Origin of the sequence: Parasutterella muris (assembly GCF_009767915.1) — a bacterium.
Lineage (GTDB): Bacteria > Pseudomonadota > Gammaproteobacteria > Burkholderiales > Burkholderiaceae_F > Parasutterella > Parasutterella muris.
In genome coordinates this window covers 24,560-50,473 of sequence record NZ_WSRP01000008.1, presented here as the reverse complement: position 1 = coordinate 50,473, position 25,914 = coordinate 24,560, and the positions used below count along the sequence as shown (strand labels likewise).

Annotated in this window: 23 protein-coding genes and 1 tRNA gene; 7 read left to right on the top strand and 17 right to left on the bottom strand. The window is 51.4% G+C overall.

All coding sequences use genetic code 11. From position 1 onward, the window contains the following. Window positions 1-8 precede the first annotated feature (8 nt). Entirely contained in the window at window positions 9-1,016 is a 1,008-nt protein-coding gene (locus E5987_RS03700; protein WP_160334744.1) for an aminoglycoside phosphotransferase family protein, read from the bottom strand. Window positions 1,017-1,137: 121 nt separating this feature from the next. On the opposite strand from E5987_RS03700, the gene E5987_RS03695 reads away from it, so the two are divergent. The 3 genes from E5987_RS03695 to rsmA are packed head-to-tail and all read left to right on the top strand — an operon-like array spanning window position 1,138 to window position 5,703. Next, window positions 1,138-3,474, top strand: coding sequence for an LPS-assembly protein LptD (locus E5987_RS03695; protein WP_160334743.1), 2,337 nt, complete (start codon window positions 1,138-1,140; stop codon window positions 3,472-3,474). Window positions 3,475-3,480: 6 nt separating this feature from the next. Next, the gene (locus E5987_RS03690; protein ID WP_160334742.1) at window positions 3,481-4,836 is read left to right on the top strand and encodes a peptidylprolyl isomerase; all 1,356 of its coding nucleotides are present in this window, start codon (window positions 3,481-3,483) and stop codon (window positions 4,834-4,836) included. 45 nt (window positions 4,837-4,881) lie between these two features. Beyond that, window positions 4,882-5,703: a 16S rRNA (adenine(1518)-N(6)/adenine(1519)-N(6))-dimethyltransferase RsmA gene (gene rsmA / locus E5987_RS03685; protein ID WP_160334741.1), complete on the top strand. Its 822-nt coding sequence runs from the start codon at window positions 4,882-4,884 to the stop codon at window positions 5,701-5,703. Here rsmA and E5987_RS03680 read toward each other — a convergent pair. The 15 genes from E5987_RS03680 to E5987_RS03610 form a co-directional block, all read right to left on the bottom strand. Then, on the bottom strand, window positions 5,700-6,740 hold the full coding sequence (locus tag E5987_RS03680) for a M48 family metallopeptidase (protein WP_160334740.1): 1,041 nt from the start codon (window positions 6,738-6,740) through the stop codon (window positions 5,700-5,702). The two genes, rsmA and E5987_RS03680, sit on opposite strands and share 4 nt — an antisense overlap. Before the next feature lie 57 nt (window positions 6,741-6,797). Then, complete coding sequence (locus E5987_RS03675) at window positions 6,798-7,556, bottom strand: lysophospholipid acyltransferase family protein (RefSeq protein WP_160334739.1); 759 nt, start codon at window positions 7,554-7,556, stop codon at window positions 6,798-6,800. A gap of 69 nt (window positions 7,557-7,625) precedes the next feature. Then, entirely contained in the window at window positions 7,626-9,713 is a 2,088-nt protein-coding gene (gene glyS, locus E5987_RS03670; RefSeq protein ID WP_160334738.1) for a glycine--tRNA ligase subunit beta, read from the bottom strand. Window positions 9,714-9,730: 17 nt separating this feature from the next. Beyond that, on the bottom strand, window positions 9,731-10,633 hold the full coding sequence (gene glyQ, locus E5987_RS03665; protein ID WP_160334737.1) for a glycine--tRNA ligase subunit alpha: 903 nt from the start codon (window positions 10,631-10,633) through the stop codon (window positions 9,731-9,733). Between the two features lie 40 nt (window positions 10,634-10,673). Next, complete coding sequence (gene lnt / locus E5987_RS03660; protein WP_160334736.1) at window positions 10,674-12,203, bottom strand: apolipoprotein N-acyltransferase; 1,530 nt, start codon at window positions 12,201-12,203, stop codon at window positions 10,674-10,676. A 48-nt stretch (window positions 12,204-12,251) separates the two neighbouring features. Then, window positions 12,252-13,109, bottom strand: a complete 858-nt coding sequence (locus tag E5987_RS03655; protein WP_160334735.1) for an HlyC/CorC family transporter — start codon at window positions 13,107-13,109, stop codon at window positions 12,252-12,254. Between the two features lie 29 nt (window positions 13,110-13,138). Further along, the gene (ybeY, locus tag E5987_RS03650; RefSeq protein WP_160334734.1) at window positions 13,139-13,699 is read right to left on the bottom strand and encodes an rRNA maturation RNase YbeY; all 561 of its coding nucleotides are present in this window, start codon (window positions 13,697-13,699) and stop codon (window positions 13,139-13,141) included. Continuing rightward, window positions 13,683-14,687: a PhoH family protein gene (locus E5987_RS03645; protein ID WP_160334733.1), complete on the bottom strand. Its 1,005-nt coding sequence runs from the start codon at window positions 14,685-14,687 to the stop codon at window positions 13,683-13,685. Before E5987_RS03645 ends, ybeY begins: the two co-directional genes overlap by 17 nt. Next, the gene (gene miaB / locus E5987_RS03640) at window positions 14,687-16,012 is read right to left on the bottom strand and encodes a tRNA (N6-isopentenyl adenosine(37)-C2)-methylthiotransferase MiaB (RefSeq protein ID WP_160334732.1); all 1,326 of its coding nucleotides are present in this window, start codon (window positions 16,010-16,012) and stop codon (window positions 14,687-14,689) included. The genes E5987_RS03645 and miaB overlap by 1 nt, the downstream gene beginning before the upstream one ends. Before the next feature lie 117 nt (window positions 16,013-16,129). Next, a complete protein-coding gene (locus E5987_RS03635) occupies window positions 16,130-16,942 on the bottom strand; it encodes a symmetrical bis(5'-nucleosyl)-tetraphosphatase (RefSeq protein WP_160334731.1) in 813 nt (270 codons plus the stop codon). Between the two features lie 260 nt (window positions 16,943-17,202). Next, window positions 17,203-17,279, bottom strand: a tRNA-Met gene (locus E5987_RS03630). A 93-nt stretch (window positions 17,280-17,372) separates the two neighbouring features. Beyond that, the gene (gene thiD / locus E5987_RS03625; protein WP_160334767.1) at window positions 17,373-18,191 is read right to left on the bottom strand and encodes a bifunctional hydroxymethylpyrimidine kinase/phosphomethylpyrimidine kinase; all 819 of its coding nucleotides are present in this window, start codon (window positions 18,189-18,191) and stop codon (window positions 17,373-17,375) included. Beyond that, on the bottom strand, window positions 18,191-19,546 hold the full coding sequence (locus E5987_RS03620) for a 3-deoxy-D-manno-octulosonic acid transferase (RefSeq protein WP_160334730.1): 1,356 nt from the start codon (window positions 19,544-19,546) through the stop codon (window positions 18,191-18,193). Before E5987_RS03620 ends, thiD begins: the two co-directional genes overlap by 1 nt. Continuing rightward, window positions 19,543-20,490 carry a lipopolysaccharide heptosyltransferase I gene (gene waaC, locus E5987_RS03615; RefSeq protein WP_160334729.1) on the bottom strand — a complete coding sequence of 316 codons (948 nt, stop codon included), beginning with the start codon at window positions 20,488-20,490 and terminating at the stop codon, window positions 19,543-19,545. The genes E5987_RS03620 and waaC overlap by 4 nt, the downstream gene beginning before the upstream one ends. Window positions 20,491-20,505: 15 nt before the next feature. After that, window positions 20,506-21,891: a phosphomannomutase/phosphoglucomutase gene (locus E5987_RS03610; RefSeq protein ID WP_160334728.1), complete on the bottom strand. Its 1,386-nt coding sequence runs from the start codon at window positions 21,889-21,891 to the stop codon at window positions 20,506-20,508. Window positions 21,892-22,009: 118 nt separating this feature from the next. Here E5987_RS03610 and rfaE1 point away from each other — a divergent pair, with 118 nt between their 5' ends. The 4 genes from rfaE1 to rfaE2 are packed head-to-tail and all read left to right on the top strand — an operon-like array spanning window position 22,010 to window position 25,034. Continuing rightward, on the top strand, window positions 22,010-22,954 hold the full coding sequence (gene rfaE1 / locus E5987_RS03605; protein ID WP_160334727.1) for a D-glycero-beta-D-manno-heptose-7-phosphate kinase: 945 nt from the start codon (window positions 22,010-22,012) through the stop codon (window positions 22,952-22,954). A gap of 15 nt (window positions 22,955-22,969) precedes the next feature. Then, a complete protein-coding gene (rfaD, locus tag E5987_RS03600) occupies window positions 22,970-23,965 on the top strand; it encodes an ADP-glyceromanno-heptose 6-epimerase (protein ID WP_160334726.1) in 996 nt (331 codons plus the stop codon). Further along, window positions 23,962-24,543, top strand: coding sequence for a D-glycero-beta-D-manno-heptose 1,7-bisphosphate 7-phosphatase (gene gmhB, locus E5987_RS03595; RefSeq protein ID WP_160334725.1), 582 nt, complete (start codon window positions 23,962-23,964; stop codon window positions 24,541-24,543). The genes rfaD and gmhB overlap by 4 nt, the downstream gene beginning before the upstream one ends. Then, window positions 24,540-25,034 carry a D-glycero-beta-D-manno-heptose 1-phosphate adenylyltransferase gene (rfaE2, locus tag E5987_RS03590; protein WP_160334724.1) on the top strand — a complete coding sequence of 165 codons (495 nt, stop codon included), beginning with the start codon at window positions 24,540-24,542 and terminating at the stop codon, window positions 25,032-25,034. Before gmhB ends, rfaE2 begins: the two co-directional genes overlap by 4 nt. Here the strand turns inward: rfaE2 and galU are convergent. Further along, a complete protein-coding gene (gene galU / locus E5987_RS03585; protein WP_160334723.1) occupies window positions 25,031-25,870 on the bottom strand; it encodes a UTP--glucose-1-phosphate uridylyltransferase GalU in 840 nt (279 codons plus the stop codon). The two genes, rfaE2 and galU, sit on opposite strands and share 4 nt — an antisense overlap. Between the last annotated feature and the right edge of the window lie 44 nt (window positions 25,871-25,914).

Sequence of the window (25,914 nt, the reverse complement as noted above, 5' to 3'; positions counted from 1 at the left end):
TCCGATGATCAGAAGGTATATCCGACCTGTTCCTGCTCTCCGATAATGGTATCGATAAAGCGGGAGAGCGGTCTCAGCGCGTCGAAGCGACGGCTGGTCGCTTTAACGTAATTGAGGAACCGAGGAGTATCGCCTAAATATTTAGGCTTGCCGTCGCGATAGTTAAGACGCGCAAATATTCCGAGAACTTTTAAATGTCTCTGAATCGCCATCCATTCAACGTCTTCCCAGAAACGGCCGAAGTCAGAGGGAACCGGAACACCTGCTTTGCGGGCCTTTTCCCAATAGCGGATCGTCCAATCCAGAGTCTGTGTTTCTTCCCAGGAAATAAACGCGTCACGGCAAAGACATGCGATGTCGTAGCTCACAGGTCCGTAAACCGCGTCCTGAAAATCAATCACGCCCGGATTGCCTTTCTCTGTGAGCATCAGATTGCGCGGCATGAAATCCCGATGAACATAAACATTGGCCTGATCCAGATTCTTCGCAATAATCAGCGCGAAGGTACGATCAAACATGCTTCTAAGCTCAGGAGTAATTTCCATCCCCAAATGACGCTTTACGAACCACTGCGGAAAGAGTTCGAGCTCAGAGCGAAGCAGTTCAGCCGAATACGCAGGAAAAACATCCGGTTTGCTTGCGGCCTGAAGTTTAACCAAGGCATCTGTCGCCTGCCCCATCAGCCGATCGGCGTTGTCATGGTCCAGAACATCAAGATAAGTTTTGGTGCCTAAATCCGAAATCAGCATGAGGCCGAGTTCTCGGTTTTCTTCATAGATCTTGGGGACATTTAAGCCTGCCTGAGCGAAGACTTCATCGGCGTGGATAAACGGCGCGATGTTGTCCGCTTCTCCGGGAGAGTCCATAACGATATAGGTCGTCTCTTTTCCGTCGATTCGGAAGTAGCTTCTGAAGCCGGCGTCCGCAGATGCCGTTCTCATAGTGTCAAGCTTTAATCCGTACCGATCCGAAAATCCGCTAAGCCAATCCTTCAGCCGCATTTGTCTTTCAGTCATCTTTAAGCACCTCTTGTTTATTGGGAGAGATTCAAGAGAGTCTCTTCTTTGCCCTTATAATCAATCTTCTCAGATCCAAGCAATTTTAATGTTTAGCTGTTTATTTCGCAGAAAAAGACGTATGTCTCGAATTCGTGTTCTCCCTTTGTGCTCCGCTGTAGCGCTGGCACTCCCCCTTTGTGTTTCCGCCGCTGACTCAAAGGATGCTTCCGACGCGACTGCTCTTTCCAATGAAGGCCTGCGTCTGCGCCTATCCAGAGGTTTGAACGAGCAGGCGCCGACCGAAAGAGATGAAGCTCCAACCTATCTGAGCGCCTACCGCATGGTCGGGCGGACCAACGAGAAGATTGAACTTTACGACGATGCGGAAGTCCGTCGCGGCGGCGCCGTTCTTCGCGGAGATACAATCACATACACTTTTTCCACCGACGAAGTTTATTCGAAGGGAAACGCGCTCGTTGCAAGAAACGGTACTGTTTTCAAAGGGCCGGAACTGACTTATCGGCTTGACGCCGAAACCGGTGAAATGCCTGATGCGACATTCCGTTACCTTCCGAATGAAATGAGAGGCACCTCCGATAAAGTCGAGCTGCTCGGAGGCGGCAGAGCCAAGATGTGCAACGCGGTCATCACAACCTGCCGTGAAGGAGAGGAAGCCTGGTGGATTACAGCGGATTCCGTGGACTACGACCAGCTTGACGAGTCCGCAGTCGGCAGAAACGCGACGCTTTATCTGGGCGGAGTTCCGATTTTTGCGAGTCCCTATTTCAGCTTCCCTGTCGGAAGCGAGCGCAAGACCGGTTTCTTAACACCCAGATTCGGAATCAACTCGACGCTCGGCGTGAATCTTGAGCTTCCGTTCTATTGGAATATCGCGCCTAACTACGATTACACCTTCACGCCGAAACCCATGTCCAAGCGCGGCGTGCTCCTGGGCAATGAATTCCGGTATCTGCAGCCGTCCTTCAGCGGTGAACTTACCTATGACGTGATTTTCAAGGACAAGGAAACCAAGGACAGACGCTACGCGCTGTCGTGGAAGCACTTTCAGCGTCTGGGCAGAGGCGGTCCGACGCTCGGCGTAGATTACCAGCGCGTATCCGACAACGACTACATTTCGGACTTTTCCACGACCATTCGTGAGTCCAGTGAAAACATTCTGAATCAGAAAGTTTGGTTAAGTTACGGAAAGACATACTGGAGTACATCTTTAGGCGTCTACAAAAATCAGACGCTTGCTCCGGGCGGGCGCAGACAGACCGAAAAGCCCTATGAAAAAGTTCCTGAGTTTAATCTCAGCGGCAACGTCGCAGATTTCCACGGCTTTACACTGACCTCCCGTCTGACAGCGACCCGATTTGACCGAGGCGCGGGCTCCACCGTGGGGCGCCATCATTTGAGCGGCGACGGATATCGAACCCTTCTGGATTCCTCAATTTCTTATCCGCTGATGGGGCCGTTCTGGTTCATCACACCCAAGTTCCAGTACAACATGGCTTGGTACCGTGACATTCACGACGCTGCTTCTTACGTCGACAGATCCGGTTCGCGTCTTGTTCCGATTTACTCCTTGGATTCCGGACTGGTGTTCGAGCGAAACACTACATTCTTCGGACGAGAGACTGAGCAGACACTGGAGCCGAGACTCTTTTACGCGTATATCCCTTATCGCGATCAGAGCCATCTGCCTAACTTCGACAGCTCGGAAGCCGACATGAACTTCGCCGAACTTTTCTCGCCGAATAAGTACACCGGAAGCGACCGAATTGCCAACACCAACCAGCTTTCTGCAATCCTGACCACGCGCATGCTCGATGCCGGAACAGGCAAAGAATGGTTTACCGCCAGCGTCGGTCAGCGCTATTACTTTGAAAACAATCAAGTCGGGCTGTATTGGTCGGATCCTGCGAAAACGAAGAACCGAAGCGACCTGCTCGCCTCTGCGCAGTTCTCTTTCTATCAGGATTGGCGTATCGAAGGTATGGTGCAGTATTCCTCGGAATGGTCTAAAGTTTCCAAGACAACGGCAGGCGTTCGCTATAACCCGAGAAAATTCTCCACTGTTTCTCTTTATTACCTTTACAACTACAACCCCAACGATAAGCGAGACGCTTACTACAACACCAACATCAGACAAGTGGACTTCTCTTTCCAGTGGCCCATTGTTAAGGACCTTTACGCTTTAGGCAGGTACAATTACTCCTTGCGTGACCATCGAGTTGTTGACTCTTTGGCCGGATTGGAATACCGAGCCGGCTGCTGGATTCTGCGCGGAGCAATTCAGCGATATATCCGAAGCGAAGGCAGAACAACAACAAACTTCTTCTTTGAGCTTCAGCTTGTAGGACTCGGCACCGTCGGTTCCAGCCCGATTGAGGCCCTAAGTGAAGGAATTTCAGGCTATCAGCCTCTGGGACCAAGGCCCGTTGAGGTAGGTCGTTACGATTATTACGAATAAAGATATATGAAAAAACTTTCTGTTCTCACTCTTTCTGTCAGCTTGGCTTTTTCCGTCGCTGCTTGTGTTTCAGCCGCACAGGCCGCGCCTAAAGCTAAAAGCACGGAAACCAAAGCGGCCGCTCAGCAGATTATTCCTGTCGACCGCATCGCCGCGGTTGTCAATCACGACGTCATTACGGAAATCGAGCTTCAGCAGCGGGTGCACCAGGCCGCTATGTCTCTTCGTCAGCAGAAAATTACGCTTCCGCCGATGAACAATCTGAGAAATCAGGTTCTTGACCGTATGATTCTTGAACGAATCATTGAGCAGAAAGCTCAGGCCTCCGGCATCCGCATCGACGACAATATGATGAACGGCGCCATTGAGCAAATTGCTCAGAACAACGGTCTTACAGTTCCTCAGCTTGAAAAGAAACTCGCGCAGGACGGTGTTTCTTTCAGAACCTTTAAGTCCGGAATTCGTAGCGAACTGATTACCCAGAGACTTCGAGAGCGAGAAGTTGACGACAAAATTCAGATCCCGGAAAGCGAAGTTGATCAGTTTATTAAGGATCAGCTCGGACCTGAAAAACGTATTCAGTACCGTCTCGCCCGCATCGTCATCGGATTGCCCGCCAATCCGACACAGAAAGACGTGGATGAAGCCACTCGACAGGCAAACATCGCACTGACGCAGGCGTCCAAAGGTGCGGACTTCGGTCAGCTCGCAGCTCGCTACTCCAGAGCGCCCGAAGCGATGGAAGGCGGTGTAATGGGCTGGATTCCCGCAGGCAGACTGCCGAGTTTTGTTCTTGACGCGGTAAAAAAACACAAGACCGGCGACATTATTCCGGTTCGTACGCCCAACTCATTCCTGATTTATAAAATCCTCGGCGTACGCGATCCCGGCGACACCGCCTCTCAGACCGTCACTCAGACGCACCTGCGTCAGATCCTGATGCGTCCGACCAATGTCACGCCTGAGAATGTCGTCGTCACGCGTCTAAATCAGCTTAAGGACCGCCTTGATAAAGGTGACGGCGATTTTGCCTCTCTTGCCCGTCTGCATTCTGCTGATCCCTCAGGTACCAGAGGCGGCGATCTCGGCTGGCTTTACCCGGGAGATCTTCCTCCGGAAATTGAGCAGATGCTGTCGAAACTCAGCCCGGGCGAAGTTAGCGCTCCGGTAAAAACTCCCTACGGCTGGCACATCTTCCAGGTACTGGAACGCAGAAACCAAAGCGGTGTCAACGAACGCCTGAAACAGCAGGCGAGAGACATCCTCAGAGAGCAGAAGCTCGATGATGCGATGCTTGACTGGGAACGCAAACTGATGAGCGAAGCTTATATTGAGAAGCGCGTCAATAAACCCGCTGAATAATGTTTCATACTAAGACGCTTAGAGAACCTAAGCGTCTTTTTTCCTATGGCAGAAGTCTTAAAACATCACAAAGCCCGTAAAAGATTCGGGCAGAACTTTCTCAACGACGACTACTGGATTCAGAAAATCGCCGATGCGGTTGATCCGCAGCAAGGTCAGAAAATTATTGAAATCGGACCGGGCCAGGCCGCCCTCACCCGACAGCTTATTGCCGGCGCCTCTCACATTTTCTGCGTTGAAATTGACCGTGACCTGGCCGCATGGCTGCGTACGCAGTTTTCTTCAGGCGCGCTGACGATCATAGAAGCCGACGCGCTGAAGTTTGACTGGAGAACGTTTTCCGAAGGAGAAAAACTTCGTGTTGTCGGAAATCTGCCCTACAACATTTCTTCTCCGCTGCTGTTTAAGCTTGCGGAAATCTCCGACCGTGTAGTCGATCAGCATTTCATGCTTCAAAAAGAAGTCGTCGATCGAATGACAGCCGCGCCGGGGAGCAAAACCTACGGCAGACTCTCCGTGATGCTTCAGCACAAGTACCGCATGGCCAAGCTCTTTGACGTGCCGCCTGAAGCCTTTACGCCTGCACCGAAAGTCGTCTCTTCCGTTGTGCGAATGATTCCGCTGGAAAATCCTGCGGAAGTGGATGAAAAAGCTTTCCATGACGTTGTCGCGGCCTCATTCGCTATGCGAAGAAAGACCCTGCGCAACAACCTCTCTAAATGGATTTCCGACGATATGATCCGAGAAGCCGGGATTCAGCCCGAGCAGCGCGCGGAAACCATTCCGGTTGAGAATTTCATACGCTTGGCGCGCTTGGTAAGCGAAAACAATGTTTCGATCACAATCCCGGGAACCGTGGTCGATTAAAGGACGCTGTGACTGATTGAGTAGCCTTTAAGCTTTCTCTCGAACTCGCGATAGTTCGGACAGTACATTTCCACCCTGGCCCAAAAGTTCTTTGAGTGGTTCATGTGCTTGAGATGCGCGAGCTCGTGACAGATAAGATAATCGATCACGTCCTTAGGCAGAAATACCGCCCTCCAGTTCAGTCGAACAATGCCTCTCACTGAGCAGCTTCCCCAGCGTGTCTGTGCCGAAGAAATGATGAGCTTGGAAAACGGAATGCCTAAATCATCAATCGATGATGTCTTCAAAAGAATCTGCTCCAGAGCGTACTGTCTAATCTCTTCTTTCAGCACTCTGGTAATCGCCGTCTCCCATAGTTTGTCGTCATTCGTGTCTTTAGGAGGACAGACGCGAATCTCTCCCGCACCGACGCCCTCATCTCTTCGATTATTGACAAAAACGAGTCGGTGCTCTTCGCCGTAGATAGTGACTTTTCTGTTCACTGAAAGCTGACTTGAAGCTTCCTTCTGCTTCTGAAGCTGCCGCAGATACTCCGTATGCCATTTCTCCAGGGCTCGCAGATTTTCGTCCAGCCAAAGCAGTCCGCGCTCCTTTGTTCCGCCTGTAGGAACCGTAAGACGCACTTCACCGTCTTTGAAAGAGGCGCGGTATGACTTGGCGCGTTTAGATCGAATGACCTGAATCTGCACCGTTTCTCCATTCAGATCAACTTCAGCGCCCCCTCTCCTGCTGCGGATATGCTGCAGCTTGGGACTCAGCTCCCGCTCAATCTCTCTGTAGAGCGCCGCAAGCACTTGATCGGAGCGCATATTAAAAGGCACCAAAAGCGCATAATCCATATCCTGATCGTCACACGGAGAAAGAACCGACTTTCTGCATTTTTTCCCGTAAATCACTCTCACGTGAATCTTCCTGCTGCCATGGATAACTTCCAGGACTTCACCCAGCTTATAGGACGAGAACAGCGAAGAAAGTGAGTCATTGATCTTTTTGGAAACCCTGTCTATGAGTCTGTCGAAATCAAACGGATCATTCACGTCGTCAGCCTTTTTGTATTAACTTTTTATTATGCGAGCAGCTTACACAGGCAAGTCTCACTGCTGTTCGCCGGATTTTTTTCGGTAAAACTTCGGCGAGATTTTGGCCATTTCGTTTTCGATAATCTCAAACACCTTCTCGTTGAGTTTGTGCGCACTCATACCTTCCGGGTTAATCGGAGAGTTAAAGACAACATTAACCAGTCCCGGACGAATCACAAAAGAGTGTTTCGGCCAGCATTCACCGGAGTTAAGCGCAACAGGGATCACCGGAGCGCCGGTGCATTCTGCCAAGCGCGCCCCGCCGCTTTTATATTTCACCACTTGTCCCGGAGCCGTGCGTGTGCCCTCAGGGAACAGGATAATGCCCCAGCCCTTTTCAAAGAATTTAGGAACTTCCTGCTTCATCAGAGCAAAAGCATTGCGCCCCTGAGCTCGGTCGATGCTGAACATGCCCAATGAAGCCAAACCCCAGCCGAAAATCGGAATCTTGTGAAGCTCTTTTTTATAGATATAGCTCAGGCGGCGCGGCACAAAGGCGGTGAGCGCCAATGTCTCCCATCCGGACTGATGCTTTGAAAGAAGAATAAAAGGACCTTTCTTCGGAATATTTTCCATCCCGATAAAGCGATAGTCCACGCCACATATAGCCTTCATCAGCACTACGATGACGCGGCACCAGGATCGGATAATGGCATAGCGTCCGCTTTGCCGGCAGAACGGAATACACACTAAGAGCGCAAAACCGTAAATGAAAAGGAGCACTACAAAAAACAGCCAGAAGACTGCAGAACGCAAACCGTAAATTACTTTCATTCTGATTCAATATAAATTTGAATGTCTCAGAGACACGAAGGGCCGCATACGCGGCCCTGATTCAGCGAATTAGGAAGCCAGGCACGAAAGCTTCGCTACCTTATTCATCGCTTTGTGAAGCTCATTCAGAAGCGTCAGACGATTCCTCTTGAGTTTCGGATCCTCAGCATTGACCATAACTTTATTGAAGAAGGCGTCAACCGGCGCTTTAAGCGGCGCAAGTTCCTTCAGAACGGCGTCGTAGTGACCGGCGCTGTAATCTGCGCCGAGTTTCGGTTCGACCTTGGAAATCGCCTCATAAAGCGCTTTTTCTTCGGGTTCGACTAAGAGAGCCGCATCCACTTCGCTGCCGGTTTCTCCGGAAGACTTCTTGAGAATGTTCTCAATTCGCTTATTCGCGGCGGCCAAAGATTCGGCTTCAGGCATGCCCATGAAGTCGTGTACCGCTTTAAGTCGTTTGGGAATATCGCTGAGAAGTTCGGGGCGGACTTCGATAACGGATTCCACTTCGTGTGCGGAGTAGCCTTTATCCTTGAGCATGACGCGCAGACGGTCGGTGAAGAACTGACGAAGCTCGTCAGAGGTATCTTTCACTCCGGGAGCGGTCATCTCGACCTGCATCGCAATCTGAATCAGATCATCCAAAGAAAGCGGAAGCTCTTTTTCCATCAGCATTCTCAGAACGCCCAGAGCGTGACGGCGCAGAGCGAAGGGATCCTTCTCTCCGGTCGGAAGCTGACCGATACCAAAGAGTCCGGCCAGAGTTTCCATCTTGTCTGCAAGCGCAACCGCAAGACTTTCTCTGGTGGAAGGCAGCTCGTCGCCGGCGTATCTCGGCTGATAATGCTCGCGAATCGCCAAAGCGACTTTTGCGTCTTCTTTATCATGCTCGGCGTAGTACTCGCCCATAATGCCCTGAAGCTCGGGAAATTCTCCGACCATGAGCGTACGCAGGTCAGCCTTGGCAAGCATCGCAGCGCGGTCGGCAAGTTTCGGATCCGCATCAATCTTCTTGGCGACCTGTTGGGCGATTTTGCGAACACGTTCGCTTCTTTCGAGCTGTGTGCCAAGCTTGTTGTGGTAAACCACATTGGAAAGTCCGGAAACTCTCGACTCAAGCGGCTGAAGCTTGTCCTGGTCGTAGAAGAATTTGGCGTCCGCCAGTCTTGCGCGCACCACGCGGGCGTTGCCGGAGCGGATAGCGTCTCCGCCGTCCGTTGCCTCAATCTGTGAGACCAAAAGGAAGCGGTTCTTGAGTTTGCCGTTCTGATCACGCAGCGCAAAATACTTCTGATTCTGCTGCATGGTAAGAATCAGACATTCTTCCGGCACGGAAAGGAATTCTTCGTCAAAGCTGGAGTCGTATACCACGGGCCACTCAGTGAGCGCAGCCACTTCGTTCACCAAATCCTGCGGCATGATGATTTCAGCATCAAGACGCTTAGCGGCGTCTTTGAGTTCCTGAACCATCTTGTTTCTTCTTTCGTCAAAAGAAGGAATAACCTTGGCAGCTTCCATTTCTTTGGCGTAGCTCTCGGCGCTCGTGATTTCGACCGGCGCCTTGCAGTGGAAGCGATGTCCGCGCGTGTCTCTGCCGGCCTTGAGACCGAAGAGTTCAACATCGACAACCTTATCGTCAAGAAGCGCGACTAAATGCTTAACCGGACGAACGAATTCAACGGTTCTTCCGTCTTCAAGCTGATAAGACATGACCTTAGGAATCGGAAGCTGTTTCACCGCCTTATCCAAAGCTGCCTGCAGACCTTCGGCAAGAAGAACGCCCGGCTTGATACCATCGTAGTAAAGCTGATCCTGCTTGCCGTCATTGACAACCGCAAGCTGAGACGGTTCGCATTCGATACCGAGCGCAGCCATTTTCTTTTTGAGCGCAGCTGTTGCGTTTCCGTCGGCGTCCAGACCGATCTTGGCGGGAACCAGTTTCTGACGGAAAGGTTTATCAGGAGAGCGCTCGGAAATCGCGGTCACTTCCGCCGCGATTCTGCGAGGCGCACCAAAGGCGGTCACTTTCGAATCCTCGGCGGTAAAACCCTGCTCTTTCAAGCTGTCGAAAAGAGAAGCGGCAAAAGCGGAAGAAAGATTTTCCAAAGCTTTCGGCGGCAGTTCTTCTGTCTGAATTTCAATCAATAATGTAGCCATTTTCCAACCTCTTCTCGTTATGCTTTGGGCTGACACATCGGGAAGCCCAGACGCTCTCTCGAGTCGTAGTAGCTCTGCGCGACTGCCCTGGAAATCTGACGGATACGGCCGATGTAGGCGGCACGTTCAGTCACACTGATCGCGCCTCTGGCGTCCAGAAGGTTAAATGTATGTCCCGCTTTCAGAACCATTTCATAGGCGGGAAGCGCAAGATTCAGATCCATTAGTCTCTTGGCTTCGCTTTCGAAGTAGTCAAACTGCTTAAGCAGTTTCTCGGGATCACTTGCTTCGAAGTTGTAGTGACTCTGTTCGACCTCATTCTGATGGAAAACATCGCCGTAGGTCAGAACATGATCTCCGGAGGCGTCCTGCCATTTGGTGTAGACCAAATCGAAAACGTTGTCGCAGTTCTGCAGGTACATCGTCAGACGTTCCAGACCGTAGGTAATCTCACCGGTAATCGGTTTGCATGTGAGGCCGCCGACCTGCTGAAAATAAGTAAACTGAGTGACTTCCATGCCGTTCATCCAGACTTCCCAGCCCAGACCCCAGGCACCCAGCGTCGGATTTTCCCAGTTATCTTCCACAAAGCGAATGTCATTGACTTCAGTATCAATACCAAGCGCTCTCAGAGAACCCAGGTAGCGGTCCACGATATCGGTGGGAGCCGGCTTTAAGACAACCTGAAACTGGTGGTGCTGATGCAGACGGTTCGGATTCTCGCCGTAACGCGCGTCTTTCGGTCTGCGGGACGGCTGAACATAGGCGGCTCTCCACGGTTCAGGACCGAGAGCTCTTAAAAACGTGGCCGTATGAGAGGTACCGGCGCCGACTTCAATGTCGATCGGCTGAAGCAGCGCGCAGCCCTGGCCGTTCCAATATTCCTGCAGGCGCAGGATCACTTCTTGAAATGTAAGCATGGTAATTTTTATCAGTATGAGAGAACTGAAAACAATTTTTCTATTGTAAACGGTTAAGTTTAGTCTTTCGCGTAATCGCAAGCGCAATTGCGGCAAAGAAAAGCAGGAACATGAAGATCACGGAAGGAAGATCTCCGTTCCGCGCGTACGGGGTCGGTGCTCCTTTTGCGGTTGTGACCGTCACATCGAGTTTGCCCGGCGCCATGAACGGCAATTCCGCCGCCACAGTGCCGTCCGGCTCCACATACGCTGTCGCTCCCGTGTTGGAAGCACGCACCACCGGACGAGCAAATTCAATCGCCCGCATCCTGGATATGTTCAGATGCTGCGGCAGCGCAAGCGAGTCTCCGAACCAGCCGAGATTGGACAGGTTAATCAGAACATTCGGACTCGAAGCGTCTGTCCACCAATCCCGCACTTCTTCAGCAAAGAGATCCTCATAACAAAGCAAAAGCGCAGCCTGGGCATTTCCGAGATTAAACGCAGCCTGAGAGGACGAACCTCGAACCAGGTCTCCCATCGGAATGCCGAGCATGTCGATAAACCAGCGGAAACCGAACGGGACGTATTCTCCGAACGGAACGAGATGCCTCTTGCTGTAGCTCTCGATGATCCTGCCCTTGGACACCTCAACCACCGAATTCGCATATCCGTCTTTCATTCGTGTGAATCCGCCGAAAATCATGCGGCTTCCGTTATCCGTGCCCTCTGTAAAACGCTTCCAAATGTCCTTCGGAAGACGATCCAAAGGAATAGGGAAAATGGTCTCAGGCAGCACCGTCACCGTTTCCGCAGCGGCTCCGCCCTCTTTCATCAAAGTGAGATAGCGTTCAAAACTCGTTAACGTCCCCATCGGAGAAAATTTCTCATCCTGTAGGACTCCGCCCTGAATCAGCTGAAAATGAACCTGCGCAGCCGGCTCATACCATTGAATTCGTCCAAAAAAGATCCCGCCTGTGATTACCGCAAACATCGCCGCCAAACAAACCAGTCTTCTTGTCGAATCTCTGAATGAAAGAACGAAGACGGCAATAAGCACTGCAATCAATGCGGACAGAAAATTAATGCCTGTCGCTCCGACAATCGGCGCATAACCCGAGAGCGATCCTTCAACATGCGCGTAAGCGGAAGCCGCCCACGGAAAACCGCTCAGTACCCAGCTTCTCAGCCACTCGAATATACCCCACGAGGCGGATGTCCCTAATACGAAGGCAAGAGGGAATCCTTTCTTTAATGCCGGAGTGGAAAGAGCGGAAAACGCCGCGGCCGCGGCCGGAAAAATCGAGAGAAAAGCCGCGAATAAAAACGCTGCCGCTGCCGCAAAAAAAGCGGGCTGATATCCGTAGGCATGAATCGAAACATACACCCACGAAATGGCATAACAGAACCAGCCCAAGCCAAAAAGAAAGCCTTGCGCAAACGCCTGCTTTACGCCATGAGACTTTGATAGACAGATAAATAGAACGGATAAGGCAATCAGCTGCAGAATGGCTCTGGCCGGCGCAAATGAAAAACCCTGAAGTACCCCGGCTGTCAAGGGAAGAAAATATAAGAGTGCTTTTGTTTTCACGTTGACAAATAAAAAACGGGACGATTCCTCATCCCGCTGTTATCAAAATTAGTTTGGTTCCACCGGTGCCGGTTCCGCAAGTTTTTCAACATTCAGCATCTGAACCTGCCGCGCGACTGCTTTCGTGACTTTGAACCGATAGCCGTCGAGATCCACAAATTCACCTGCGTGCGGAACATGCTCAAGTTCATCGCTGATCAGACCGCCGACACTGTCGTACTTATCATCAGAGAAATGCGTACCAAAGACGCGGTTAAAGTCATCAATCCGCGTTGCGGCTTTAACTCTCCAGTGATTTCCTCCGACAGAGACAATGTCGCTTGCGGACTTGTCCGTGTCGTACTCGTCATCAATCTCGCCGACAATCTCCTCAAGCACATCTTCAATCGTAATCAAGCCGGAGATGGAACCGAACTCATCGACCACGAGCGCCATATGGTTTCTTTTCAGGCGGAATTCTTTCAAAAGCACGTCTGCGGGCTTTGATTCCGGCACATAAACCGGCTGTCTGAGATGCTCTCGAATCTGATACTGCGGATTCACAAACAAGCGAAGCAGATCCTTAGCCAAAAGAATACCGAGCACGTTGTCTTTATCTCCGTCGACCACAGGAAAGCGCGAATGTCCGGCTTTGACTACGTCTTTAATCCAACTCTGCGAGTCTTCCGAAATATTGATCACCGTCATCTGCGCTCTCGGGATCATCAAATCCTCGGCGCGAAGCTCATGAACTCGGATAACGCCCTCGATCATAAGCATGGCGTCATCGGTCAGGATTTTCTTGTCATGGGCCTGATGAAGGTCGTCAAGGAGCTCCTGAGTATTTTCAGGCGCATCTTCATGGAAAAATTTCTCAGAAAGTTTCTCAAAAAAATTCTTTTTACTTTCTTCCGGATTGTCTGACATAAAACGGTTTCTTAAAAAGTTTCAGCGATCTAACGCAGCTCTCGCGGCACATAATTCCGATCGGGGTAAGGAAGATCATAACCGAGATTGTTCAGAATATCAGTCTCGAGCTGTTCCATCTCCTCGGCCTCGTCCTGTTCGATATGATCGTAACCTCGGGCGTGGAGGACTCCGTGCACCACTAAATGCGCCAAATGCTCTTCAAGCGACTTGTTCTGTTCGGCCGCCTCACGCACCAGAACCGGAAGACAGATCGCGATATCTGCCATGATCGGATTTGTGCAGTAGACGAAAGTCAGAACGTTTGTGGGTTTTTCTTTGCCGCGGAAACTCTTGTTCAGCTCAAGTCCCTCTTCCGCATCGACAAAGCGGATCGTCAGCTCCCCGGGCAGGCCCTGCGCGGCTGTGCGAATCCAGTGCTCAATATTCTCTTTGGCGGGAATTTCGAGCGCTTCGTCTTCCTCTTCCTGCAAATGGATTAAAAGTTCTCCGTCCTGAGGGCCTTCGGATTCGATTTCCGCAAGCGCCTCCGCCAATTCTGGATCTTCTTCAGCTTCTCTGTTCAGAACCTGATCAGTTGTTTTTTCCATTCTGATACTCCCGTTTCTCTGCTTTTTCATATGCTTCGACAATACGGGCAACCAACGGATGGCGCACGACGTCAGCAGCCGTAAAGTATGTGATCGATATGCCCCGAACTCCGTTAAGGATATTGGCTGCCTCAACCAATCCGCTGCGCTGTCCGCGCGGAAGGTCAATCTGCGACGCATCTCCTGTGATAACGGCCTTAGAGCCGAAACCGATACGCGTGAGGAACATCTTCATTTGTTCCGGCGTTGTGTTCTGAGCCTCATCAAGGATCACAAAAGAAGAGTTTAACGTTCTGCCTCGCATATATGCGAGAGGCGCAATCTCGATCTTTTGCTTTTCGAGAAGCCGCTGAGTTTTTTCGGTTCCGAGCAAATCGAAAAGCGCGTCATAGAGCGGACGCAGGTACGGGTCAACCTTCTGACTTAAATCGCCCGGGAGAAATCCGAGTTTTTCGCCGGCTTCGACCGCGGGACGAGTCAGAACAATACGCTCGACCTCTCCCTTCTCAAAAGCGCTGACCGCGGCGGCAACCGCTAAGTAGGTCTTGCCTGTGCCGGCCGGCCCGACGCCAAAAGAGATGTCGTGTCCGATAATACTGCGGATATAGTTGCGCTGCATCGGTGTTCTACCCTGCAGGCCCTTACGGTTTGTCCTAAGCTCGGGCACCGGCTCTTCGGCCTGAACTTCTTCAGGCGCATCCTTCTGACCGACTAAGTACAGCTGAATATCTTCGGTTGTCAGATCTGAATTCTTTTTTTCGGCAAAAGCGGCCAGGTCCGAAAGCGCTTTAAGCGCTTTGCGCGCAGCTGCGGTTTCTCCCCGAATCTGAAAATGCGCGCCTCTGCGCGAAATTTCCACATTTAGGAAAGTTTCCAGCTGCGTTAGGTTTGAATCCAGCGGACCGACTAAGCTCGCCAAATCGCTGTTCGTAATCTGAAGGGACAGGTTTAAGGACGTTCCAACATCCTTTTGTGCTTTATCCGGCATCAAATAATCTCGCCTCCAAGCGTGTGGGGATATACATCTGTAATTTTCAGATTAATCATTTGCCCGATGAGGTTTGGCTGCCCATTAAAAGTAACGATACGATTATTGTCGGTGCGTGCAGACAGTTTTCCTTCACCTCTTTTTGCCGCGCCCACCACCAGACATCTTTGGACCGTACCAACCATTTTCTGAGAAATTTCCTGAGCATGTTCAGTATTCAGAGCCTGAAGGCGCTGCAGGCGTTCCAATTTAACGGACTGCGGCGTGTCATCCGGCATGTCGGCCGCAGGTGTTCCCGGGCGCTTGGAGTAAACAAACGAGAAGCTTGCGTCGAATTTGACGTCCTGAATGAGCTTCATTGTTTTCTCAAAATCTTCCTCTGTCTCATTGGGGAAGCCGACAATGAAGTCTGTCGCGATACTAATGTCGGGGCGCACCGCGCGGAGCTTGCGCACAATCGACTTGTATTCAAGGATGGTATAGCCGCGTTTCATACCGGCAAGCACACGGTCGCTGCCTGCCTGCACCGGCAGATGCACGTGATTGGCCAATTTAGGAAGCTTTGCGTAAGCCTCGACAAGGCGATTCGTGAATTCTTTCGGATGAGAAGTGGTATAGCGGATTCGTTCAATACCCTCAATTTCCGAGACGTACTCAAGAAGCAGGGCAAAGTCGACGATCTCTCCGTCGGGACCTTCTCCGCGGTAGGCGTTCACATTCTGTCCGAGAAGCGTCACTTCTTTGACGCCTTGCTCTGCCAGCTGCGCGACTTCAAGCAGAACGTCTTCGAGAGGACGTGAGAACTCTTCACCGCGGGTATAAGGCACGACGCAGTAGGAACAGTATTTGCTGCAGCCTTCCATGATGGAGACAAACGCAGTGGCCGCTTCCGAAGTCGGTGCGGGCAGATGGTCAAATTTTTCGATTTCCGGGAAACTGATGTCTACCTGAGGACGATGCTCCTGTTCATTCTTTTTCAGAAGTTCCGGCAGGCGGTGCAGGGTCTGAGGTCCGAAAACGACGTCCACATAAGGCGCGCGACGAATGATGTTCCCGCCTTCCTGGCTTGCAACACACCCTCCGACGGCAATTTTCAGCCCGGGTTTTAATTTTTTGATTTCACGGGCGCGTCCAAGATCTGAGAAAACTTTCTCCTGAGCTTTTTCTCGAATGGAGCATGTGTTGAAAACAATCAGGTCCGCTTCTTCGATGTTGTCTGTAACCTGATAGCCCTGTGCTGCTTTGGCGATGTCAGCGATTTTGCCGGAATCATATTCATTCATCTGGCAGCCAAAAGTCTTTAAATAAATTTTTTTCGCGTTCACGGTTTATGTCCGGTGGCGGTAGAAATAAAAATAAGTTATGCGTACAAAAAGACGCACTCATAGAAATGAAATTCTATGAGGACGGCTATTCTAACGCAAAGATTCTTAAAGAAATTATTACACTTCCGACTTAGGAGAGCGGTAGAGCGGCGCCTTCTCCCGGATGTATATGGGATGCTTTGAAAGTTTCATCGCGCTAAGGCTCCCGCCCCAGAGGCATCCGGTATCCAGCGGATAAATATTGGGGCAGTCGGTCTCCCCCAAAGTCGACCAGTGCCCGAAGACGATTGGATCTTTTTCGGTTTTGCGGCCGGGGTAGTTAAACCAGGGAATGAACTGCGCCGGCGTGTCTCCCGGTGAAAGTTTCTGACTGAAATCCATCGTACCGTCTTCATTCAGATAACGCGTACGCGTCAGCACATTCACGATCGCTCTGAGCCGATCAAGTCCCTTCAGACCCTTCTCCCACTGCTGTTTACCGAAAATTTGACCGATTTCAGCTTCCCACTTATCGGAGCGAAGGAACTCCTCAACTCTGGAAGCCTGCTTCAGACAGTCCTTCACGCTCCATGAATGATGCACTGCGGCATGAACGCAGAGGAAACCCTTGTCGTAGAGCGCCATCGGGCGGTGACGAAGCCAATCGATGATTTCATCCAAATCCGGGGCCTGAAGAATCGGGTCAAGCGTATCGCTTGGAGAAAGTTTTCTTTGACCTGCGCAGACCGCAAGGAAATGCAGTTCGTGATTACCGAGCAGGCATTCGGCGTTCTTCATGCGCATCACGGCCCGGATCGTCTCCAAAGACTTCGGACCGCGATTGATGATATCGCCGATGAAAATAAGACGACGCTGAACAGGCAGCTTCTCGAGCAGCAGGTTCAGCGTATCAAAACAGCCGTGAACATCTCCGATTGCAAAAGTTTTCAATCCATTCTCCGATAAGTGTCGGCGCGCTCATACCCGGTCTGATCCGGTTTTGCCTAGCGCCCTAAAAACAAAATATCGGTCTTCTGTACGTCTATAAAACTTCCCTTGGTTTTGCTGTACGTATATCTATACGTCAATAAAACCCCATTGGGGGCCGTTAAGCGTCGTAGAGATACAGCAGGGAAAAACCGCAAAAGCCCCGTATTTATTGGTTCGGACAAAAAAATATCCGAGAGCTTTTTGGCTCTCGGATGGGTATCTGGTGGCGAATCAGGGACTTGAACCCCGGACACAAGGATTATGATTCCTCTGCTCTAACCAACTGAGCTAATTCGCCGTGCTAACGCTGTTTCGTTAGGAGGTTGAATATTACACACGAAATTCAACTTCGGCAAGTCGAGAGTCTTTTTCTATGTAATTATTTGTAAAACTATCTCCACTGAGCGTAGAAATGATGCACCGGTCCGTGACCGTGACCGATGTGCAGTTCGTCCGCATGAATGATCGCCTGAGTAATGTAACGCTTGGCTTCTCTTGCCGCCATTGGAATATCGGAAGAAACCGGAAGGAGCGCCGCTAATGCCGAAGACAGCGCACAGCCGGTCCCGTGTGTGTTCTTCGTATTCGTTCTCTCAGCGCTGTAGCGAATCATGTGGCGACCGTCATAAAGCAAATCCATCGAATGATCCACATTCTCCTGATGACCGCCTTTGAGATAGACCCAGCCGGTGCAGCCCTTCATCTTCCAAAGATCATTGGCAGCCTCTTCCATCTGATCATCATCCGTAATATCAACCGCCTGAAGAAGCTCTGCCGCCTCCGGAAGATTCGGCGTAATGATTGTGGAAATCGGAAGAAGTTCCTCTCTCAGTGTGGAAATCGCTTCTCTTGTCAGCAGCGCATCGCCGCTCTTAGCCACCATCACCGGATCAAGGACGATAAAGCGCGGCTTCCAGTAACGAAGACGTTCCGCAATCGCTCGAATCAGATTCGAATCAAAAAGCATCCCGATTTTTACAGAGTCAATGTGGACATCTTCAAAAAGCGTATCAATTTGACGCACTACAAAATCGGTAGGGATCGGAAGCGCCCCTTGAACTCCGACGGTGTTCTGCGCAGTCACCGCTGTGACAACACCCGTCGCATAGGCACCAAGAGAGCTCATCGTTTTAATATCAGCAAGAATACCGGCGCCGCCTGAAGGGTCAACACCTGCGATAGTCAGAACGGTAGGATGCTGAGTCTGCATCATTTCTTCTCCATTGTTTCTGCATTGAATTTATTAAGATTCGTATCTTTCTTCTGCGCCATAAGCTCATCGATCACCGCGATCGTCCGCTCAGCCGCACCTCTTTGGACCTGCGCGAATTTGGCCGCCGCAGCGCCAACCGAAGCCGCTTTACCGCTGTCCGAGAGAAGCTCGTCAGCGCGCTGCAAAGCCTGACCCAGATCCTGAACGCTCAGAATCGCACCCTCTTCACGGGCCTTTTCGATAATGTACTTAAAGTTATAAATGCTCGGACCGACAATCACCGCCTCTCCAATGGCGCAGGGCTCAATCACACTTTGCGATCCGTAGTCTCCAAAGCTTCCGCCCATAAGGACAACGTCTGAGAGCGCATAGTAAAAGGCCATTTCTCCCATACTGTCACCGAGCACCACGTCCGGGCCTTCGCTCAGTGAAAGAACTTTTTTCCAGTCACGGATATCCGACCGTTTTTCTACTGTGAAGCCCGATTTTCGAATGAGTTCCAGCACCTCTCCAAAGCGCTGGGGATGACGGGGAATCAAAAGGAAAACCGTGTCTTTGAGCCGACCGTTCGCTTTCGCTTCCTTAAGCGCGGAAAGCATGCTTGCTTCCTCGCCATCGCGAGAACTCGCAAAGGTCAGAATTTTGCGCTCGGAGAGCTTTCTAATCTCTCGTCCGGTGCGCACATGTACAGGATTGGGCTCGTAATCAAATTTCAGATTGCCGAGTACTCTAACCTCTCGGCATCCGGCTTCCTTCAGTCTGGCCGCATCTTCTTCCGATTGAGCAAGCGTCAGTGTCAGACGCGACATCGCGTCACGAATCAGACTGCCGACCTTTTTACCTTTATCTAAAGACTGCTGAGACAGGCGCGCGTTTGCCAGCACAACAGGCAGCCCTGCCTGCTTTGCCGTATATGTCAGGTTTGGCCAAACCTCTGTTTCCATCAGCAGACAAAGCGAGGGCTGAGTCTGACGAATAAATTTTCTCATCGCGGCCGGCGTGTCATAAGGCAGATAGACCTGACTAATGCGGGAGCCGAATTTCTTGCCGAATTGTTTACTAACCTCTCTGCCGGTCGGCGTCATATGAGTATATAAAACGTCAACCTGAGGCCACTTTCGGAGAATACTTTCCACAAGGGAAAATGTCGCTCTTGTCTCGCCCACGGATACCGCGTGAATCCAGATGCGCGTGCGGCCCGGCGTGACCGGGGGATAATGGGCCGTTCCAAAGCGCTCATCCCAATGCTCGGAATACTCCGGCTGCTTCTTTGCGCGCTTGGAAAGATAAAACATCGCAAAAGGCGCCGCTATATACAAAAGCGCACTGTAAACAGGACGCGGAATCATCATGACAGCACCTCTTCAAAAGCTTCAGCCACCTTCTCAATGCTCGGGCAGCTTCCAACGCCGCCAAGCGCTTTCTTCTTCGCTTCTCCCATAAGCGGCACGAGCTCTATCGGATAATCACGAAAGATGCCTACCGTCGGAATACCCATCGCGGACGACAGATGCGTCATCCCGGTATCCAATCCGACAACCGCTTTTGCACCTGAAGTTTTATTCATGAGCTCACCGATGGACATCCTAGGAAGCACGCAGGATGTACTGCCGATTCCCTGACTGATTCTTTCAACGCGCGACTTTTCCGCTTCGGAACCCCAAGGCAGAAGAATTCGATAACCGCGCTCGGAAATGATTCGGCCAAGCTCTATCCAGTAATCTTCCGGCCAAAGCTTAGTCTCTCGGCTTGTGTTGCAGTAAAAAACGACAAAGGGCGCTTCACTCTTCTGTTCTGTGAACTGAAACAGGAACTGAGGAGCGTCAGACGGGATTTCGTAACCGAGCGCAAGGGCAGCCAGACTGCGGCACCGCTCTACCGCGGAGAGCTGTCGGCTGACAGAGAATTTAGAGTGATAAAAGAAGCTCGCCAGCGGCTCCTTAATCGATGATCGGTCATAACCGGCAACCGGAGCATGAGTCCAGGAGGCCAGAACAGCACTTTTGATCAGGCCCTGCAGATCAATGACTAAGTCATATTTTTTTTGCCTTAAAGCGGACTTTAAGGCGGAAATCTGTTTTCGAGTTTCTGAGTTCAGCAAACTTTTTTTCCATTTGCGAACAGAGCAGACGAGCACCTCATCTACTCCTTTCGTCAAACGGGGAATGTCCGCAAAAACATCTTCGGCCAGCCAATCGATTTTCGCCTCCGGGAAATGCTTCCTGATATCCGCTATGACGGGTACCGCATGAACAACATCTCCCATGGAGGTTGTCTTAACAATCAGAATTTTCATGACCGGCCGTGAAAATCAGAAAGGAATTTTCGCTGTGGGAGCGACTTTCAGAATCTCTTCTTTAAAGCGCTTCATGATGCGTTCAAGCGCTTCCTTAGTGTCGGCCTCAAAACGAAGTACAACAACCGGAGTCGTGTTGGACGGTCTTGCTAAAGCGAAGCCGTCATCCCACTCAACGCGAATACCGTCGATACGAATAATGTCCTTCGCATCATCAAACTTCGCGTTCTTGCTGAGTTTCTCAACCAGCGTGAAATTCTCGCCTTCTTCGGTCGGAATCTGAAGTTCCGGAGTAGAAACCGCGTTCGGGAGATCTTTGAGCGGCTTATTCGCGTCATCAAAACGCGTCACGATTTCAAGCAGTCTTGTCGCGGCGTAAACACCGTCGTCAAATCCGGGCCAGCGGTCATGGAAGAAGATATGGCCGCTCATTTCACCGGCGAAATCCGCATTCACTTCTTTCATCTTCGCTTTAATCAGCGAGTGACCGGTCTTGGACATCACGCAGACGCCGCCTCTTGACTCCACGAACGGACGGATGTTTCGTGTGCACTTAACGTCGTGAACAATAACCGAGCCTTTCTTATGCGCAAGAATATCACCCGCAAAGAGCATCGCCTGGCGATCCGGGAAAATGATTTCTCCGTCTTTGGCTACAACACCGAGACGATCACCGTCTCCGTCAAACGCAACACCGATCTCTTCGTCTCCGGATTTAAGCTGAGCCTGAAGATCCACCAGATTTTCGGGCTTGGACGGATCCGGATGGTGGTTCGGGAAGTTCCCGTCTACATTAGTAAACATTTCGGTGACTTCCGCGCCAAGCTTGGTTAAGAGTTTCACCGCAAGAGGACCGGCAATACCGTTGCCCGCATCCACCGCGACTTTGATCGGACGGGAAAGTTTTACATCGGAAAGAATCTTTTCAATATAGGCGGGAACAACATCCACTTCTTTGTAAGAGCCTTCGTTCAAAGCCGTGTAGAGGTCGCCGCTGACGATGCGGTCATATAAAGCAGCGATACCGTCTCCAAAGAGCGTCTCGCCTGCAAGCATCATTTTCAGACCGTTGTACTCGGGAGGATTGTGACTGCCGGTAATCGCCACGCCGCTTCCTGTATTCAGGTAAACCGTGCTGAAGTAGAGTACCGGTGTTGGAACCGCTCCGATGTCATAAACACCGACTCCGGCCTTGCGAATTCCTTTAATCAAAGCCTTCTGAAGCCTTGGGCCGCTGAGTCTGCCGTCTCTGCCGACACAAATTTTTTCAACTTTTTTCTCATGGGCAAGCGTTCCAAGCGCCTGACCGATCTGCTCGCAGGCCTCCTCGGTAAGTGTCTTGTCAACAATGCCTCGGATGTCATATGCCTTGAATATAGAGCGTGAAATTTTTTCAGTCATTTGTATGTTCCCTAACGGTGATACAAGGATTCTAATCTCGGAATCGGTCTGATGAGAGCTCAGGCCGCAGTGAAGGCGCTAAAATCAGCAAATTAAAGTGTATCAAGACAGATAAATCATGGAACTTCGGGACATTAACCTAGACGCCATTAAAAATTCTTCCGTGCTTGTCGTAGGCGACGCGATGCTGGATCGATACTGGTTCGGAGACGCGTCCAGAATCTCTCCTGAAGCACCGGTCCCCGTTGTCAAAGTCACTCGTTCCGAAGATCGTCTCGGAGGAGCCGCCAATGTGGCACGAAACGCCGCAAGTCTGAAGGCGCGGACGTCCCTTCTGGCAATCATCGGGGAAGACGAAGCGGGCAATAAGATCATGGACCTGCTTGAAGAATGCAGCGTTCGTCCCTGCCTGTATCGGGTTGCGGGCTTTACCACTACGCTGAAGCTGCGCATTCTCGCGCGCCATCAGCAGATGCTGCGTACCGACTTTGAGTCAGAAATCGCTCCTTCCGCACTTGAACAGCACTCCAACCGATTTTCAAGCCTTCTCCCCGACCATGATGTTGTCATCCTTTCCGACTATGGCAAGGGCGGACTTGACCGCATTAAACACATGATCGCTGAAGGCCGCGCGTTCGGCAGAACCATACTGGTCGACCCGAAAGGCTCGGACTACTCCCGCTACGCCAATACCACCGCGATCACACCAAATCGCAACGAGCTGGCGCAGGTCGTCGGTCAATGGAATTCCGAAGAAGATCTGATGAACCGCGCGCAGAATCTGCGCCAAGAGCTCAATATTGAGAAAATCCTTCTGACACGCAGTGAAGAAGGCATGACGCTTTTTGATGACAACGGCGCTTGGTCTGTTCCCGCACGTGCTCGGGAAGTATTCGATGTTTCCGGAGCCGGCGATACCGTCATTTCCGTACTCGGCGTCATGCTTGCCGCCGGATACGATTGGCACACCGCCGTCAAGATCGCCAATAAGGCGGGCGGCATCGTGGTCGGCAAAGTCGGTACGGCCACGGTTACACCCGAAGAACTATTTCCAAATCTCTAAACGAAGAGGCTAAACATGAGTTTTATTGTCACCGGCGCCGCCGGCTTTATCGGAGCAAATATCGTTGCCGGACTGAACAAAAGAGGCTTCACCGATGTTGTCGCAGTCGATCATCTGAAAAAATCAGACAAGTTCACTAATCTTGCTGACAATCGGATTTCCGACTACTTCGATAAGACCGAATTCATTGAACTCGTCAGAGCCGGAAAGATCGCCAAACCGGAAGCCGTTTTCCATGAAGGCGCATGCTCGGACACAATGGAACTCGACGGTCGCTACATGATGGAGAACAATTACCGCTACACCGTGGACTTATTCCGCTGGTGCCAGCGCGAACGAATCCCGTTTATTTACGCATCCTCGGCGGCAACGTACGGCGCCTCCAGCATCTTCAAAGAAGACGTCCGCTACGAAAAACCTCTGAATGTTTACGGCTACTCTAAATATCTCTTTGATCAGGTGCTTCGTCGTGAAATGCAGTACGGTCTGAGAGCCCCAGTCGCAGGACTCAGATACTTCAATGTCTACGGTCCGCACGAACAGCACAAAGGCCGTATGGCTTCCGTCGCATACCATCAGTTCTTCCAGTACCGCGCCGAAGGCAAGGTAAAACTCTTTGAGGGCTGCCTCGGCTACGCGAACGGTGCTCAGATGCGCGATTTCGTGTACGTGGACGATGTGGTGGAAGTGAACTTCTTCTGCCTCGATAAAGAAATCACCGGAATCTACAACTGCGGTACGGGTCTCGCTCAGCCCTTCAACGATGTCGCGCTCACTGTGGTGAACACACTGCGCGAAGCCGACGGCAAACCCGCACTCACACTTGAAGAAGCCGTGATGAAGGGAGAAATCGAATACATTCCCTTCCCGCAAGCTCTGGTCGGCAAGTATCAGGCCTACACACAGGCAGATCTGACAAACCTTCGTGAAGCCGGGTGCGAAGTTCAGTTTAAGTCCGTTCAGGAAGGCACACGCGCTTACATGCTGCATCTGCTCGATAAAGTGAAATGAAATATCGTTTTATCTTCACCAAGCGTTCCGAAAACCCAATAAAAGCCGCTTTTTTAGACCGAGACGGCGTGATCAACATTGATCACGCCTATGTCGGAAACCGATCAAACTTTGAATTCATTCCCGGCGCGATCGAAGGCATTCGGCTTCTTAGGGATAAAGGCTTTGTCCCGGTTATCGTCACCAATCAGAGCGGCATCGGGCGCGCAAAATACAGCCTGCATGAATTTTCTGAACTGACGTTTTGGATGGCTGGCGTGCTGGAAGCTTCCGGCGCCGCAATCGGTGCGCTCTATTTCTGTCCGCACCATCCGACAGGCGCATTTGCTCCCTACCTCAAAGCATGTACCTGCCGCAAACCGGAACCAGGAATGATTCTTGCCGCCGCGCAGGACCTGAATATTGATCCTGCCGCGAGCGTCATCATCGGAGACAAATGTTCGGACATCGAGGCTGGAGCCAGAGCCGGTGTCCCCCGACGCATTCTTGTCAAAAAAGACGGCACGCACCCCTTCCCCGACTGCAGTACTGAACACGAGACCGCAGATAATCTGCTTTCCGCCGCTAAATTATTATGAGTCAACATCTTCCGCCACCCGCATTCGAACAGAAGATCGTAACCACGGATCAGCTCGAAAGTCTTCACGAACAGCTTCCGCACCCCATCGTTATGACAAACGGTGTGTTTGACATCCTGCACCGCGGACATGTCACCTACCTTGCGCAGGCCAGAGCGCTCGGCGCAAGCCTGGTCGTCGCAGTCAACAGCGACGCATCGGTTCGTCAGCTCGGCAAGGGCCCGGATCGTCCGATCAACCCTGAAGCGGACCGCGCTGCGGTCCTCGCCGCCCTGGAAAGCGTGTCCAACGTCGTCATTTTCAAGGATAAGGTGCCGCTTGAAATCGTAAGAAAACTCCGCCCGGACATTTACGTCAAAGGCGGAGATTACAGAATTGAAGATCTGCCGGAAGCAAAGATCGTTCACAGCTACAGCGGCAAGGTTGTCACCGCAGCGTTCGAATTTGATCGGAGCACTACGAAACTGCTCCGTAAAGTAAGAGAAAGCTAGATAATTCGATAGCCTTCTTTTCTGGCGTAATGGACTGTGGCGTTCAGGAACCCCTGCTTGGAGCCGCAGTCAAAGCGCTCGCCCTCATAACGGCAGGCCAGAGTGTTTCCCTTCGGGATTTCTCTTCCGATCGCGTCCGTCAGCTGAATTTCACCGCCGGCGCCACGGTCAATGTGCTGAAGGCTGTCGAAAATTTCAGGTTCAAGAACATAGCGTCCGATCACCGCAAGAGTGGACGGTGCCGTCTGCGGATCAGGTTTCTCAACAATTGAAGAGATCTTCGGACAAACTTCGTGTTCATCGTCGACTTCAACAATACCGTACTGCTTCGTCATCTCGCGGGGAACTGTCTGAACAGCCAGAACATTGCCGCCGTTGTTTTCCGCTCTTGCAGCGATGAGCTGAGAAATCGCCGGTTTCTTCGCGTCAATCAGGTCGTCGGCCAAAATAACGGCAAAAGGTTCGTCACCGACCACGGGTTTTGCGCACAGAACCGCGTGACCAAGCCCGAGCGGCTCGGGCTGACGAATAAAGATGAAATTGATTCCCGGCGGAACCACCGCTTTCAGGGTCGCAAGCAGCGCGTTCTTTCCTTTGCTCTTCAGATCGCGTTCAAGCTCGGGAGCGCTGTCAAAATGATCTTCGATCGCTCTCTTATGACGACCCGTGATGAAAATCATATCTGTGATGCCCGCAGCAGCGGCTTCCTCAACCGCATACTGAATAAGAGGCTTATCTACTATGGGGAGCATTTCTTTAGGCATCGCCTTAGTAGCAGGAAGGAAACGGGTGCCAAGGCCCGCGACAGGGAATACGGCTTTTCTTACAGGTTTCATATCGGTATTAGGTTTACTCAGTTGAGCTAATCGAATTCTAATAT

Coding starts and splice junctions, on each gene's coding strand:
- E5987_RS03700 (WP_160334744.1), bottom strand. CDS start 1,016: ATGACTGAAAGACAAATGCGGCTGAAGGATTGGCTTAGCGGATTTTCG.
- E5987_RS03695 (WP_160334743.1), top strand. CDS start 1,138: ATGTCTCGAATTCGTGTTCTCCCTTTGTGCTCCGCTGTAGCGCTGGCA.
- E5987_RS03690 (WP_160334742.1), top strand. CDS start 3,481: ATGAAAAAACTTTCTGTTCTCACTCTTTCTGTCAGCTTGGCTTTTTCC.
- rsmA (WP_160334741.1), top strand. CDS start 4,882: ATGGCAGAAGTCTTAAAACATCACAAAGCCCGTAAAAGATTCGGGCAG.
- E5987_RS03675 (WP_160334739.1), bottom strand. CDS start 7,556: ATGAAAGTAATTTACGGTTTGCGTTCTGCAGTCTTCTGGCTGTTTTTT.
- glyS (WP_160334738.1), bottom strand. CDS start 9,713: ATGGCTACATTATTGATTGAAATTCAGACAGAAGAACTGCCGCCGAAA.
- glyQ (WP_160334737.1), bottom strand. CDS start 10,633: ATGCTTACATTTCAAGAAGTGATCCTGCGCCTGCAGGAATATTGGAAC.
- E5987_RS03655 (WP_160334735.1), bottom strand. CDS start 13,109: ATGTCAGACAATCCGGAAGAAAGTAAAAAGAATTTTTTTGAGAAACTT.
- ybeY (WP_160334734.1), bottom strand. CDS start 13,699: ATGGAAAAAACAACTGATCAGGTTCTGAACAGAGAAGCTGAAGAAGAT.
- E5987_RS03645 (WP_160334733.1), bottom strand. CDS start 14,687: ATGCCGGATAAAGCACAAAAGGATGTTGGAACGTCCTTAAACCTGTCC.
- thiD (WP_160334767.1), bottom strand. CDS start 18,191: ATGCAGACTCAGCATCCTACCGTTCTGACTATCGCAGGTGTTGACCCT.
- E5987_RS03620 (WP_160334730.1), bottom strand. CDS start 19,546: ATGATGATTCCGCGTCCTGTTTACAGTGCGCTTTTGTATATAGCGGCG.
- waaC (WP_160334729.1), bottom strand. CDS start 20,490: ATGAAAATTCTGATTGTTAAGACAACCTCCATGGGAGATGTTGTTCAT.
- E5987_RS03610 (WP_160334728.1), bottom strand. CDS start 21,891: ATGACTGAAAAAATTTCACGCTCTATATTCAAGGCATATGACATCCGA.
- rfaE1 (WP_160334727.1), top strand. CDS start 22,010: ATGGAACTTCGGGACATTAACCTAGACGCCATTAAAAATTCTTCCGTG.
- rfaD (WP_160334726.1), top strand. CDS start 22,970: ATGAGTTTTATTGTCACCGGCGCCGCCGGCTTTATCGGAGCAAATATC.
- gmhB (WP_160334725.1), top strand. CDS start 23,962: ATGAAATATCGTTTTATCTTCACCAAGCGTTCCGAAAACCCAATAAAA.
- rfaE2 (WP_160334724.1), top strand. CDS start 24,540: ATGAGTCAACATCTTCCGCCACCCGCATTCGAACAGAAGATCGTAACC.
- galU (WP_160334723.1), bottom strand. CDS start 25,870: ATGAAACCTGTAAGAAAAGCCGTATTCCCTGTCGCGGGCCTTGGCACC.